The sequence below is a fragment of the Rhodococcus sp. IEGM 1351 genome (assembly GCF_030056875.1).
Lineage (GTDB): Bacteria > Actinomycetota > Actinomycetes > Mycobacteriales > Mycobacteriaceae > Rhodococcus_F > Rhodococcus_F opacus.
This window is the reverse complement of the sequence record NZ_JASHKU010000019.1, coordinates 107616-120653: the sequence shown is the minus strand read 5'-3', so window position 1 is coordinate 120653 and position 13038 is coordinate 107616. Positions and strand designations below refer to the sequence as shown.

Genomic DNA, 13038 nt, shown 5'->3' with positions numbered 1-13038 from the left:
CTCTGTGGTTCGTGCGAGTCGCCGTGGTCGCCGGGCCTGATCCCGGACATGCCTTCCCTGCCCTTGCGTTGTGCCTCGCCTTCATCGAGGCCGGAGACGATCCGGTCCTGTTCACAGGTACACGGTGGGTCGAGCCCGCACGGGCGGCCGGTGTGCCTGCCGAGTTGCTGAAAGGTCTCGCGCCCCGCCCGACGGACGACGACCTCGATGCGGGCGCGCGCATTCACGCCCGCGCCGCGCACATCTCCACCGAGTTGCTCCCCGACCTGCGCGCGATGGGACCCGACCTCGTCGTCTCGGACATCCTCACCGCCGGCGGGGGCATGGCCGCGGAGCGGCTGGGGATCCCGTGGGTCGAGCTGTCCCCGCACCCGCTCTACGCCGCGTCCAAGGGGTTGCCGCCCATCGGAAGCGGTTTGGCCCCGGGTGTGGGAATTCGGGGCAGGCTCCGCGACACGCTCATGCGTACCGCGACGGCGCGGTCGATCCGGCAGGGTGAGCGGCAACGCTCCGAGGCCCGGGTCGGCGTCGGACTGCCTGCGAAGGACCCGGGGCCCGTTCGGCGGCTGATCGCGACACTCCCCGCGCTCGAGGTGCCACGACCGGACTGGCCCGCCGAGGCGCACGTGGTCGGGCCGCTGCTGTGGGAACCGACGAACGAGGTGCTCGAACCGCCGGACGGCGCCGATCCTCTGGTCATGGTGGCTCCGTCGACTGCATTCACCGGCGCCGAGGGCATGCTCGAGACGACGCTCGCGGGGCTCGACGGGGCAGGTGTTCGTGTGATCGCGTCGATACTCGACGGATCGCCGGCCACGGTTCCGCCCTGGGCGCGAGCTGGTCTCGGCCGTCAGGACGCGATGCTGCGCGAGGCCTCGGCCGTCGTCTGCGGCGGCGGACACGGAATGCTGGCCAAGGCCCTGCTCGCAGGGGTTCCGGCGGTGGTGGTTCCCGGCGGCGGCGATCAGTGGGAACTCGCGAACCGGGCCGCGCGGCAGGGGAGCGCCGTCGTGGTGCGTCCCCCGAGCGCGGAAGCCCTCCGCGCGGCAGTCGAACAGGTGCTCTCGAACGGTGCCCACGCGGACGCCGCGCAGCGGGCCGCGCGGAGCATCGCGGATGTCACCGATGCGGTGGAGGTGTGCCGCGCCGCGCTGCGGTGAGGGCCCGGCACGCGGTTCGGCTAGCGTGGACGTGTGCGACTGACCGAATTTCACCAACTCGTCCGCGAAGAGTTCGGGCAGATGCGCGGCGACGCGCTGCTCGTCGACCACGTGCTGCTCAGTCTCGGGGGCAAGACCGCCGCCGAAGCCATCGAGGACGGCCGGGAACCCCGCGAGGTGTGGCGTGAACTCTGCGTCGAGTTCGACGTCCCGCCGCAGCGCCGGTAGAAATCCGGCGTGTCGAACGGACCGACCGCAGATATCGAACACACGTTCCCCTATGCTGGGGATGTTCGGTGGTCACGGTTCTTGTCGGTACCTGGATCTAACCTGACCGCAGATCACTGATGAGACTCGAGGAATGGGGACGACGATGGCACCACAGGCACACGATCGAGACAAGGCGCTCGACCTCGCGCTGGCGCAGATCGACAAGAACTTCGGCAAGGGCTCGGTGATGCGCCTGGGCGAAGGTGTCCGTCAGCCCATCGCCGTCATCCCGACCGGCTCCATCGCGCTGGACGTCGCCCTCGGCATCGGCGGGCTGCCCCGCGGCCGTGTCGTCGAGATCTACGGCCCGGAGTCCTCGGGTAAGACCACCGTGGCTCTGCACGCGGTCGCCAACGCCCAGGCGGCCGGCGGCATCGCCGCGTTCATCGACGCCGAGCACGCGCTCGACCCCGACTACGCCCAGAAGCTCGGCGTCGACACCGACGCGCTGCTGGTGTCGCAGCCCGACACCGGTGAGCAGGCGCTGGAGATCGCAGACATGCTGATCCGCTCCGGCGCCCTCGACATCCTCGTGGTCGACTCCGTGGCTGCTCTGGTCCCGCGCGCCGAGATCGAGGGTGAGATGGGCGACAGCCACGTGGGTCTGCAGGCGCGTCTGATGAGCCAGGCGCTCCGTAAGATGACCGGTGCGCTCAGCAATTCCGGCACCACCGCGATCTTCATCAACCAGCTGCGCGAGAAGATCGGCGTCATGTTCGGTTCCCCCGAAACCACCACCGGTGGTAAGGCATTGAAGTTCTACTCGTCGGTGCGCCTCGACGTGAGGCGGATCGAGACCCTGAAGGACGGCACCGACGCGGTGGGTAACCGTACCCGCGTCAAGGTGGTCAAGAACAAGGTTGCGCCGCCGTTCAAGCAGGCAGAGTTCGACATTCTCTACGGCCTGGGAATCAGCAAGGAAGGCTCGCTGATCGACATGGGTGTCGAGCACGGGTTCATCCGTAAGTCGGGTTCCTGGTACACCTACGAAGGCGACCAGCTGGGACAGGGCAAGGAAAACGCCCGCAAGTTCCTGTTGGAGAACACCGACATCCGGGACGAGATCGAGAAGAAGATCAAGGAAAAGCTCGGAATCGGCGCCGACGTCACTGCTGCTACGGATGACGCCGCCCCGGTCGAATTCTAGGGCGCCGCCGTGCGTCCGACGGGCGAAGGTGGGACGGAGACGCAGGCCAAGGATTTGTGCCTGCGTCTCTTGACGGACCGTGCCCGGAGCCGAGCGGAATTGGCCGAGCGTCTGGCGAAGAAGGGCTACTCGCCCGAGATCGCTGAGCGTGTGCTGGATCGCCTCACCGAGGTCGGACTCGTCAACGACGCCGACTTCGCCCAGCAATGGGTGCATTCGCGGCACACGTACTCCGGCAAGGGGAAACGTGCGCTCGCACTGGAACTGCGCCGCAAGGGCATCGGTCAGGAAGACGCCACCGAGGCGCTCGCTCAGATCGACAGCGAAGACGAACGAGCGCGAGCCACCGAACTGGTCGAGAAGAAACTGCGGACGGTGTCCGCGGACGATCGGGACCGGGCGGTCCGCCGACTGGTGTCGATGCTCGCGCGCCGCGGATTCCCCCAGGGCATGGCGTTCGAGGTGGTCAAGGAACAACTCGATCGCGCGGGTGCGGAAACCGACGGCCTGTTCGACGAGACCTGACGAGACGACGACAACACTGACGAGACGTCGACAACACCGACGAGACGACACCACTGCGGTCGGACGGAACAGAGTTCCCGTCCGACCGCAGTGCTATTTCGGGGCGAATGTCACATCACAACCGCTTGTCGGTGATGTCCATACCCGGAACCGACACCGCCGGAAGCTCGGGAACGGCCCCCTTGGGGCCTCCGCCCTTGCGGCTGGCCCGGAGTCGCTTCTCCACCTTGGTCGCCACCACGGTGAGCGTGTAATTGAGGACGATCATGATGATCGCCACCACGATCAGGGCGGGAAGGTAGTTGCCGTAGAACGCACCGAGCTGCTGACCGGACCGCACCACTTCGACGTAGCCGATGAGGTAACCGAGCGCGGAGTCCTTCAAGGCCACCACCATCTGAGAGATGATCGCCGGGAGCATCGCCGTGACGGCCTGCGGAAGCAGGATGGTGCCCATGACCTGGCCCTTGCGCATACCCAGCGCCATGGCGGCCTCGCTTTGCCCCTTGGGGAGCGAATTGATGCCTGCCCTGACGATTTCGGCGATCACCGAGCCGTTGTACAGCGTGAGGCCCACGATGACCGCGGCGAGCGCAAGGTATTTCGATTTGAAGACCTCGTACTCGGCGAACAGCTGGTACGAGAAGATCATCAGGATCAGTACCGGGATGGCGCGGAACAATTCGACGATCCCGCCGGCGACCCATCGCACCGGCCGGTGGTTCGACAGGCGTCCGATGCCGAGGATCGCGCCGAGGATCAACGCGAACAGGATCGATACGGCGGCTGCCACGAGGGTGCCGCGGATACCGGGGATCAGATATGTCGTCCACGACGTCGATTCGAGGAACGGATCCCATTTCGCCGCCGTCAGCTGACCTTTGTCGTCGAGCGCGGCGTAGACGAGGTAGCCGATTCCCAGTAGCGCGACAGCGACCACGACCGAGATCAGGCGATAGATGTTCTTCGCCTTCGGACCCGGTGCGTCGTAGAGGACGGTGGCGGCATTGCTCATCGTGCAACCTCGAATCGCTTACTCAGGTACCCGAAGAGAAGCCCCATCGGCAGGGTCAGGATCACGAAGCCGAGCGCGAAGATGCCACCGACGACGAAGATGGCGGCCTCGTTCTCGATCATTTCCTTCATCAGGAGCGACGCCTCCGCCACGCCGATCACCGAGGCGATCGTCGTGTTCTTGGTCAAGGCGATCAGCACACTACCGAGTGGGGCGGTGACCGCGCGGAAAGCCTGCGGCAGCACGATCAACCGCAGATTCTGGGAGAACGTGAGGCCGAGCGACCGGCCCGCCTCCGCCTGTCCGACGTGCACCGTGTTGATACCGGACCGCAGCGACTCGCAGACGAACGCTGCGGTGTAGACGCTGAGGCCGAGCACGGCGAGCCGGAAGTTGTTCTCCTCGAAGAACGTCGGCGACTGCTCGGGGGCGAGCTTGACGCCCATCGTCTGGAAGAGCCCGAAGGAGCAGAAGATGATGATGAGCGTCAGGGGAGTGTTGCGGAAGATCGTCACGTACGCCGTGCCGACGCCACGCGCGACCGGGATCGGTGACACCCGCATCGCCGCGAGGATGGTGCCGAGTATCAGAGCACCGACAGCCGAGAACGCGGTGAGTTGCACCGTCGTCCAGAATGCGTCGATCAGCTGATCGCTGTATTTGCTCAGTAGGTCCACTTACCGTCTCCCCAGGTGACCGGTGGTTGGTGTCGAACCGGGCCGGACGATTCCGCGAATGGGGAGTCGTCCGACCCGGATGAGTGAGTAGCTCAGTACCGATCGACGGTCGGCGGGGCGGGGATCGGGTAACCCGACGCGCCGACGGTCTCGTTGAACGCGCGCTCCCACGAGCCGTCCGCGATCATGGCGTCGATGGCGTCGTTGATCTTGGCGCGGGTCTCGTCGTCGCCCTTGGCCAGGCCGATGCCGTAGCGCTCTTCGGTGAACGGCGCGCCGACCACCTTCAGCTCGCCGGGGTACTGCGCCGCGTAGCCGGCGAGGATGATGTCGTCGGTGGTGACGGCGTCCACCGCACCGTTACGCAGTGCCTCGACGCACGCCGAGTACGTGTCGAATTCCTGCAGCTGCACGTCCTGCGCGTACGTGTCCTTGACCTTCTGCGCCGGGGTGGACCCGGTGACGGAGCACAGCTTCTTTCCGCCGTTGAGCGAATCGGGGCCGGTGATGTCGGTGTTGTCGGACTTCACCAGGAGCGACTGTCCGGCGATGAAGTACGGCCCGGCGAAGTCGACCTTCTCCTTGCGGGCGTCGGTGATCGAGTAGGTGGCGACGATGTAGTCGACCTCACCGTTCTGGATCAACGTCTCGCGCTGAGCCGACGGGGACTCCTTGAACTCGATGTTCTCGGGCGCGACACCCAGCTTGCCGGCCACGTATTCGGCCACCTCGACGTCGAAGCCGCTGAAGGAACCGTCGGGGTTGCGCAATCCGAGGCCGGGCTGGTCGTACTTGATTCCGACCGTGAGCTTGCCCTCCGACGCGCTCTGGGATGCGCTCTTCTCTTCACCTCCGCCACAGGCAGATGCGACGACGGCGAGCGCCATGACGCCGATTCCCACGCGAATCGAGCGATTGATCCTCATCGAGTTCCTCCAATTGAAATGACGGGTGTTGCGTGTGGAGCACGGTCGACCGAGAGAGCACCGCAGCGGCGCTCCTTCGGGTCAGTGGCTGAGAATCTTGCCGAGAAAGTCCTTCGCGCGCTCGGATTTGGGAGCGGTGAAGAACGTGGTGGGCTCGGCGTCCTCGACGATCTGGCCGTCGGCCATGAAGAGAACACGGTGGCCGACCTTGCGGGCGAAGCCCATCTCGTGGGTCACCACGAGCATGGTCATGCCGTCCTTGGCGAGTGAGGTCATGACGTCCAGAACCTCGTTGACCATTTCCGGGTCGAGTGCGGACGTCGGCTCGTCGAACAGCATGACCTTGGGGTTCATGGCGAGTGCGCGTGCGATTGCGACTCGCTGCTGCTGACCGCCCGACAACTGCGCCGGGTACTTGTCCGCCTGGTTGGCGATGCCGACCCGCTCGAGAAGCTCGTAGGCCCTCGCCTTCGCGTCGGCGCTGCTCTTCTTCCGCACCTTGACCGGTGCGAGCATCACGTTCTCGAGGATCGTCTTGTGGGCGAACAGGTTGAACGACTGGAACACCATGCCCACGTCGGCGCGCAGCGCCGCCAGGGCCTTGCCCTCGGCCGGTAGTACCTTCCCGTCCACCGCGATCTCACCGGAGTCGATGGGCTCGAGGCGGTTGATGGTGCGGCACAGCGTCGACTTACCCGAGCCGGACGGTCCGAGGACGATCACGACCTGTCCGCGAGGGACTTCGAGGTCGATCTCCCGGAGGACGTGGAGGGCGCCGAAGTGTTTGTTCACCGATTTCATCGAGATCATGGACGGGGCCGCGCCCGTGGAGGGTGTCGGCGTCGCGTCGTCGGCTTGCGTCATAGTCGATGACCCTATGTGTTGGGAGCGGGAGCACCTGCCATTTGCTCCGAGAATCCTCGGGATGTCACGGAAACTTTACTGTCCGGCTTCGAGCGTGTGTCCGGGCGCACACCGGCCGCGACGAGGCGATCTGGCGCGGGCCGTACCCTGGCATACGTGGACACGATCGACCAGACCCCTCCCCGCAGCTACGAGGTGCGCACGTACGGCTGCCAGATGAACGTGCACGACTCCGAGCGGCTGTCGGGGCTCCTCGAGGACGCCGGCTACACGAAGGCGGCCGCGGGGCAGGCGCCCGACCTCGTCGTCTTCAACACCTGCGCGGTGCGGGAGAACGCCGACAACAAGTTGTACGGCAACCTGAGCCACCTCGCGCCTGCGAAGGAACAGAACCCCGACATGCAGATCGCGGTCGGCGGGTGCCTGGCGCAGAAGGACCGCGACGTCGTCGTGAAGAAGGCGCCGTGGGTGGACGTCGTGTTCGGCACCCACAACATCGGTTCGCTCCCGGCATTGCTGGACCGGGCCCGCCACAACCAGCGGGCCGAGGTCGAGATCCTCGACGCGTTGGAGGCGTTCCCGTCGACGCTGCCCGCCAAGCGGGAGTCGGCATACGCGGGCTGGGTGTCCATCTCGGTGGGATGCAACAACACCTGCACGTTCTGCATCGTGCCCGCGCTGCGCGGCAAGGAGGTCGACCGGCGCCCCGGCGACATCCTGGCCGAGGTGCAGGCACTGGTGAACGAGGGCGTCGTCGAGGTCACCCTGCTCGGGCAGAACGTCAACGCGTACGGCGTGTCCTTCGCCGATCCCGACCAGCCCCGCGACCGCGGCGCGTTCGCCGCGCTGCTGCGCGCGTGCGGAGAGATCGACGGGCTCGAGCGGGTGCGGTTCACGTCTCCGCACCCGGCCGAATTCACCGACGACGTCATCGAGGCGATGGCCGAGACCCCCAACGTGTGTCCCCAGCTGCACATGCCGCTGCAGTCCGGATCGGACCGCGTGCTGAAGGCGATGCGCCGCTCCTACCGGAAGTCGCGGTTCCTGGGGATCATCGACAAGGTCCGCACCGCGATGCCGCACGCGGCCATCACCACCGACATCATCGTGGGCTTCCCGGGTGAGACCGAGGAAGACTTCCAGGACACCCTCGACGTGGTCCGGCAGGCACGCTTCACCAGCGCCTACACCTTCCAGTACTCCAAGCGTCCGGGCACCCCGGCAGCGGAGATGGACGAGCAGCTGCCCAAGGCCGTCGTCCAGGAACGGTACGAGCGTCTCATCGCGTTGCAGGAACAGATCACCCTCGAGGAGAACCAGAAGCTCGTCGGCGCCGAGGTGGAACTGCTCGTCGCCGCCGGGGAGGGCCGCAAGAACGCGGAGACCGCCCGGATGAGCGGGCGCGCCCGCGACGGCCGCCTCGTCCACTTCCGGCCCGCGGGCAACCTCGACGGGAACGTCCGGCCCGGCGACGTCGTCACTGTCGTCGTCAGTGCCGCCGCCCCCCACCACCTCGTCGCCGACACCCCGGTCCTGACCCACCGCCGCACCCGCGCGGGCGACTCCTTCGAGAAGGGCGTCACCCCGAAGACCCCGCCGATCGGCGTGGGACTCGGACTGCCGCAGATCGGTGCGCCCGCACCACTACCCGCCCAGATGGGATGCAACGCATGACCACCCCGTTCGACGACAAGCGGCACGACGGAAACCGGACCGGCGACAACGGTTCGGGTTCCGAGAGCGAGCCGATCGAGAGTTACCTGAAGGATTTCGACGCCGCCGAGAAGAAGGTGGCCGGCGAGATCGATCCCGGCGCGCGTGCCCTCGTCGTCGCGGTCGCGGTGGTCGTACTCCTCGGTTCGCTGACGTTGCCGCACTCCGGCATCGCCAACGGCTGGGAGGTGCTGGTGTACGGGGACGACGCCCGCGCGGAGACGATCGCGCTGCCGTCGCGGCTGTTCGTGTGGTTCGAGGTGGTGTTCGGGGTCGTCGTGTCGATGCTGGCGCTCGTCACCCGCCGCTGGGCGCTCGCCTGGGTGGCCCTCGCCGGAACCGCCGTGTCCATCGTGTTCGGCATGCTCGCCATCTGGTCGCGGCAGACCCCGGCGCCCGGCGTCGAGGCGGCCGGACCGGGGATCGGTCTGATCATCGGCTGGCTCACCGTCATCGTGCTCACGTTCCACTGGTTGAAGGTGGTCTGGAGCCGCACCGCCCTGCAGCTGGCCGCCGAAGAAGAACGCCGCGCCGCTGCCGCCGAAGCGGAGCGACGCGGCGACTGGAACGTCGGCTGATCGTGCCTACGGGCCGCTGACGGCGCCCTCGGCCGCCTCGGCCCATTCGCGCCACTGCTGGGCCTGCGCGAGGGCGCTCTCGGCGTCCTTCGTCTTGCCCGCGGCGGTCGCCTTGGCGGCCTGCTCCTCGAACTGCGTGACTCGTTCCCGGAACTGCGCGGCCCGGGCGAGGGCCTCCGGGTCGGTGCGGCGCCATTCCTCGTCGGCAGCGTCGCGAACACGCTTCTCGATGGCGCGCAGCTTGCCCTCGAGGTCGTGCATCCGCTCGCGGGGCACCTTGCCGATGGCGTCCCACTTCTCCTGCAGGTCGCGGAGCGCGGCCCTCGCCGCGTCGATGTCCTTGGCCGGATCGATGTGGCCGGCGTTCTTCAGCAACTCTTCCTTGGCGACCGCGTTCTCCTCGAACTCGGCGTCGCGTTCGGAGGACGCGGCGTTGCGGGCGGCGAAGAACACGTCCTGAGCGCCCTTGAACCGCCTCCACAGGTTGTCGTCGGCTTCCCGCGGTGCGCGGCCCGCGGCCTTCCACTCGGCGAGCAGATCACGGAACGCTCCGGCCGTCGGACCCCAGTCGGTGGAGTCGGACAGTGCCTCGGCCCGTTCGACGAGCTCTTCCTTCTTGGTCTTGGCGGCGGCGCGCTCGCGGTCGAGTTCGGCGAAATGGGCGCCGCGACGCCGGTTGAACGCCTCCCGCGCCTTCGAATACCGCTTCCACAGGGCGTCGTCGACCTTCCGGTCGATACCGCGGATGGTCTTCCACTCGTCCAGGATCTCGCGCAGCCGGTCGCCGGCGGCCTTCCACTGCGTGGATTCGGCACCGATCTGTTCCGCCTCCGCGGCCAGCGCTTCCTTGCGTTCGGTGTGCGCCTGCCGCGACAGTTCCTTCTCGTGCTTGGCGAGGGCCGCTGCCTCGTCGGATCCGGCGATGATGACGTCGAGCCGCGCCGCGAGAGAATCGATGTCACCGATCACCGCGGCGGTCGGGAGGGATTCGGCGAGTGCGAGCGCGGCCGCCTTGGTCTTCTTCGCGTCGCCCGCGCCGGAACTGAGCCGGGCCTCGAGGAGTGCCACTTCCGTTGCCAGATCGTCGAAGCGCCGACCGAAGTGCGCCAGACCTTCCGCCGCGTCCCCGGCCTGCCACGACCCGATCTGCCGTTCGCCGTCCGCGGTCTTCACCCAGGCGGTGCCGTCGTCGTCCACGCGGCCGAACTTGCTCGGGTCACTGTGGGCGGGGGCGGCGACGGCGGGGGCGGAGAGGGCGTGTGTCGGTGTGGGGTGGGGCTTGGGTGCACCCGGTTTCGCCGCGGCACCGGGCTTCGGGAGGCTGGGCTTCGGTGTGTCGTGCTGCTGAGCGGCAGGCTCCACGGCGGGCTTCGCGTCGCTGCTGTCGGTCATCGGTTCCTCATCTCTGCCGCGCGTCACGGCTGCCTGAACGCAATACTGGCTCCATACGACCCGGGACGGGTGCTGGCTCCATTCAACCCGGTACGGGCCCTGTGGACTATTGAATCAGGTCGGACGGTCCGCGTTGGTACCGATTGACGGCACCGCCAGAATCGGATGTCGGGTCCGCACGGACGGTCGACTAGCGTGACTGTGTGTTCACCGCCGCAATCCTCGTGCCGTCTCCACCGCTACTGGTACCCGAACTGACCGGGGCGGCCGCTGCGGAGACGGCGCCGTTGCGGGATGCGGTCCAGACGGCGGCGAAGGCGTTGTCCGCGCTCGCCACCGAGTGGGTGGCGGTCGGAGCGGCGCCCGCCGCGGTGGCGGTACGTTCCGACGCCCAGGGCACCTATCGCGGCTACGGCGTCGACGTACGGGTCGCGTTGCGGCCCGGTCCGGCAGGCGATCCCGACCCGGACCTGCCGCTCGCGGCGCTGACGGCCGGGTGGATCCGGGGGACGTGCGCGCCGGACGCCGTCGTCGACGCGCGGATCCTCTCCGCCGACCTGTCGCCGCACCAGTGCGCCGAGTACGGCGCGGAACTGCGCACCCTTCTCGACCGGGATCCGGAGCCGCGGGGTCTGGTGATCGTCGCGGACGGGGCGAACACTCTCACGGCGAAGGCGCCGGGCGCGTTCGACCCGCGTGCGGAGGGCGTGCAGGCCAGGATCGACGCCGCGCTCGACACCGGCGACCGCGACGCGCTGCTGGCCCTCGAACCCGCGGAGTGCGATTCCCTCGGCATCGGCGGGCGCGTCCCGTGGCAGGTTCTCGCCGGCGTGTTCGACGCGCCACCCGCTTCCTGCCGGACGCTGTACAGCGCGGCACCCTATGGAGTCGGTTACCACGTGGGGGAGTGGCGTCCGTGAGGTCACCCGTGCCGATCGCCGTCGTCGGACCGACCGCAACCGGAAAGTCGGATCTCGCACTGGACCTGGCCGAACGTCTCGGCGGCGAGATCGTCAACATCGACGCGATGCAGCTGTACCGGGGCATGGACATCGGCACCGCCAAACTCGCCCCGGCCGAACGCCGCGGAATCCCGCACCACCAACTCGACGTGCTCGACGTGACGGAGACGGCCACCGTCGCGAACTATCAGCAGGCGGCGGTCCGCGACGTCGAGGCGATCGCCGCACGCGGCGCAGTGCCGGTCATCGTCGGCGGATCGATGATGTATGTGCAGTCGCTGCTCGACGAGTGGAGCTTCCCGGCCACCGATGCGTCCGTGCGGGCGCGGTGGGAAGCCGTCCTCGCCGAGAAGGGCGTCGCGGCCGTCCACGCTGAACTCGGCCGGGTGGACCCCGACGCCGCCGCGTCGATCCTCCCCACCGATGGCAGGCGCCTGGTCCGGGCCCTCGAAGTCGTGGAGATCACCGGGAAGCCGTTCGCGGCGTCGGCCCCGCGGATCGGCGAACCGCGCTGGGGCACACACATCGTCGGTGTCGACCGGGATACCGCCGAACTCGACGACCGGATCCGGCTCCGCACCCGGCTGATGTTCGAACGGGGACTCGTCGACGAGGTGAACGGGCTGATCGAGCTGGGACTGCGCGACGGGGTCACCGCACCCCGGGCCATCGGCTACGCACAGGTCCTCGCCTGGCTCGACGGCGAATACGACCTCGACGAGGCGCAGGAACGCACATTCATCGGCACCCGGCGCTACGTGCGCAGGCAACGGTCGTGGTTTCGCCGCGACACCCGCATCCACTGGGTCGACGGAAGCGACCCCGACCTCGCGGACACCACGATCCGCACCCTCGGCGAGACCCGAACACTGGGAGAACGATGAGCCGCGCACCGTCCGGACGCAACCGTCCGGCCCCGTCCCTGCTGGTGACCACCCGCAACGCCCGCTTTCAGCAGTGGCAGTCGTACCTCACCAACCGCGCCAAGCGAACGAAGGCGGGACGCTTCCTGATCCAGGGCGTCCGTCCCCTCAACCTGGCGCTGGAACACGGCTGGCCGATCGAATCGCTGCTGCACCGCATCGACGGCCCGCCACTGTCCGACTGGGCACGGGAACTGCTCGACACCCGGTCCGTCGAACAGATCGGTGTCAGTGCCGAACTGATGGCCGAACTGGGTGAGAAGACCACCACCGCGCCGGAACTGATCGCCGTCGCGAAGACACGAACCCCGCGACTGAAGGACCTGCGACTGCAGTCCGTCCCCCTGATCGTCGTGTTCGACCGGCCCGCCTCACCCGGAAATCTGGGCACCCTCGTCCGTTCCGCCAACGCGTTCGGCGCCGACGCGGTCGTCGTCGTCGGCCACGGCGCAGATCCGTTCGACCCCCGGAGTGTCCGTGCCTCCACCGGATCCCTCTTCGCGATGCCCGTCGTGACGGTGTCGTCCGTCGACGAGATCCTCGCCTTCCGCGACGCCCGGCGGGCGTCCGGAACCGACCTGCACATCGTCGGCACCGACGAGACCGGCTCCGTCACCATCGACGCCCACGACTTCGGCGGCGGCACCGTGCTCGTCATCGGCAACGAGACCCGCGGGATGAGCGCTGCCTGGCGCGACGCCTGCGACACGGTGGTCAACATCCCGATCGGAGGCGCCGCGAGTTCCCTCGGCGCCCCCTCCGCCGGCGCCGTCGCCCTCTACGAAATCGCCCGGCAGCGTAAATGAACCGCACCGCGGTCGCGCCGATGAACCGCACCGCGGTCGCGCCGATGAACCGCACCGCGGTCGCGCAGATGAACAGCACC

The 13038-nt window shown here is 68.0% G+C and carries 14 protein-coding genes; 9 read left to right on the top strand and 5 right to left on the bottom strand.

The genetic code is table 11. The features are described from left to right. Positions 1–11: 11 nt before the first annotated feature. The 4 genes from QM806_RS28740 to recX all read left to right on the top strand — a co-directional run bounded on the left by QM806_RS28740 (position 12) and on the right by recX (position 3102). On the top strand, positions 12–1160 hold the full coding sequence (locus QM806_RS28740) for a glycosyltransferase (protein WP_133986571.1): 1149 nt from the start codon (positions 12–14) through the stop codon (positions 1158–1160). Between the two features lie 33 nt (positions 1161–1193). Then, positions 1194–1388, top strand: a complete 195-nt coding sequence (locus tag QM806_RS28735) for a DUF3046 domain-containing protein (RefSeq protein ID WP_005240748.1) — start codon at positions 1194–1196, stop codon at positions 1386–1388. 145 nt (positions 1389–1533) lie between these two features. Then, the gene (gene recA, locus QM806_RS28730) at positions 1534–2577 is read left to right on the top strand and encodes a recombinase RecA (RefSeq protein ID WP_005240749.1); all 1044 of its coding nucleotides are present in this window, start codon (positions 1534–1536) and stop codon (positions 2575–2577) included. A 9-nt stretch (positions 2578–2586) separates the two neighbouring features. Next, positions 2587–3102, top strand: coding sequence for a recombination regulator RecX (gene recX / locus QM806_RS28725; RefSeq protein ID WP_005563806.1), 516 nt, complete (start codon positions 2587–2589; stop codon positions 3100–3102). Positions 3103–3217: 115 nt separating this feature from the next. Here recX and QM806_RS28720 read toward each other — a convergent pair whose 3' ends face one another. From QM806_RS28720 to QM806_RS28705, 4 genes are all read right to left on the bottom strand, one after another. Further along, on the bottom strand, positions 3218–4117 hold the full coding sequence (locus QM806_RS28720) for an amino acid ABC transporter permease (RefSeq protein ID WP_005261144.1): 900 nt from the start codon (positions 4115–4117) through the stop codon (positions 3218–3220). Further along, positions 4114–4794, bottom strand: a complete 681-nt coding sequence (locus QM806_RS28715) for an amino acid ABC transporter permease (RefSeq protein WP_005261143.1) — start codon at positions 4792–4794, stop codon at positions 4114–4116. The genes QM806_RS28720 and QM806_RS28715 overlap by 4 nt, the downstream gene beginning before the upstream one ends. A 92-nt stretch (positions 4795–4886) precedes the next feature. Next, entirely contained in the window at positions 4887–5720 is an 834-nt protein-coding gene (locus tag QM806_RS28710; RefSeq protein WP_005240753.1) for a glutamate ABC transporter substrate-binding protein, read from the bottom strand. An 81-nt stretch (positions 5721–5801) separates the two neighbouring features. Then, positions 5802–6530 (bottom strand): amino acid ABC transporter ATP-binding protein, encoded by a 729-nt coding sequence (locus QM806_RS28705; protein WP_005261142.1) that lies wholly within the window; start codon positions 6528–6530, stop codon positions 5802–5804. Positions 6531–6740: 210 nt separating this feature from the next. Here QM806_RS28705 and miaB point away from each other — a divergent pair, with 210 nt between their 5' ends. Both miaB and QM806_RS28695 read left to right on the top strand, forming a co-directional pair. Further along, a complete protein-coding gene (gene miaB / locus QM806_RS28700; RefSeq protein ID WP_065490614.1) occupies positions 6741–8258 on the top strand; it encodes a tRNA (N6-isopentenyl adenosine(37)-C2)-methylthiotransferase MiaB in 1518 nt (505 codons plus the stop codon). Next, positions 8255–8875: an Rv2732c family membrane protein gene (locus tag QM806_RS28695; RefSeq protein WP_005261140.1), complete on the top strand. Its 621-nt coding sequence runs from the start codon at positions 8255–8257 to the stop codon at positions 8873–8875. The genes miaB and QM806_RS28695 overlap by 4 nt, the downstream gene beginning before the upstream one ends. A gap of 6 nt (positions 8876–8881) precedes the next feature. Here QM806_RS28695 and QM806_RS28690 read toward each other — a convergent pair whose 3' ends face one another. Further along, positions 8882–10267: a DUF349 domain-containing protein gene (locus tag QM806_RS28690; protein WP_054246639.1), complete on the bottom strand. Its 1386-nt coding sequence runs from the start codon at positions 10265–10267 to the stop codon at positions 8882–8884. A gap of 203 nt (positions 10268–10470) precedes the next feature. On the opposite strand from QM806_RS28690, the gene QM806_RS28685 reads away from it, so the two are divergent. Genes QM806_RS28685 through QM806_RS28675 form a run of 3 tightly spaced genes read left to right on the top strand, consistent with a single transcriptional unit; the run spans position 10471 to position 12958 of the window. Next, entirely contained in the window at positions 10471–11187 is a 717-nt protein-coding gene (locus QM806_RS28685; protein ID WP_064081028.1) for a class III extradiol dioxygenase subunit B-like domain-containing protein, read from the top strand. After that, entirely contained in the window at positions 11184–12113 is a 930-nt protein-coding gene (gene miaA, locus QM806_RS28680; RefSeq protein WP_169693208.1) for a tRNA (adenosine(37)-N6)-dimethylallyltransferase MiaA, read from the top strand. The genes QM806_RS28685 and miaA overlap by 4 nt, the downstream gene beginning before the upstream one ends. Continuing rightward, a complete protein-coding gene (locus tag QM806_RS28675; RefSeq protein WP_005573526.1) occupies positions 12110–12958 on the top strand; it encodes a TrmH family RNA methyltransferase in 849 nt (282 codons plus the stop codon). Before miaA ends, QM806_RS28675 begins: the two co-directional genes overlap by 4 nt. Positions 12959–13038 lie beyond the last annotated feature (80 nt).

Excerpts from the sequence above, each read along its gene's own strand:
- recA (WP_005240749.1), top strand. The coding sequence starts at position 1,534 with ATGGCACCACAGGCACACGATCGAGACAAGGCGCTCGACCTCGCGCTG.
- QM806_RS28720 (WP_005261144.1), bottom strand. The coding sequence starts at position 4,117 with ATGAGCAATGCCGCCACCGTCCTCTACGACGCACCGGGTCCGAAGGCG.
- QM806_RS28710 (WP_005240753.1), bottom strand. The coding sequence starts at position 5,720 with ATGAGGATCAATCGCTCGATTCGCGTGGGAATCGGCGTCATGGCGCTC.
- QM806_RS28705 (WP_005261142.1), bottom strand. The coding sequence starts at position 6,530 with ATGATCTCGATGAAATCGGTGAACAAACACTTCGGCGCCCTCCACGTC.
- QM806_RS28695 (WP_005261140.1), top strand. The coding sequence starts at position 8,255 with ATGACCACCCCGTTCGACGACAAGCGGCACGACGGAAACCGGACCGGC.
- QM806_RS28690 (WP_054246639.1), bottom strand. The coding sequence starts at position 10,267 with ATGACCGACAGCAGCGACGCGAAGCCCGCCGTGGAGCCTGCCGCTCAG.
- QM806_RS28675 (WP_005573526.1), top strand. The coding sequence starts at position 12,110 with ATGAGCCGCGCACCGTCCGGACGCAACCGTCCGGCCCCGTCCCTGCTG.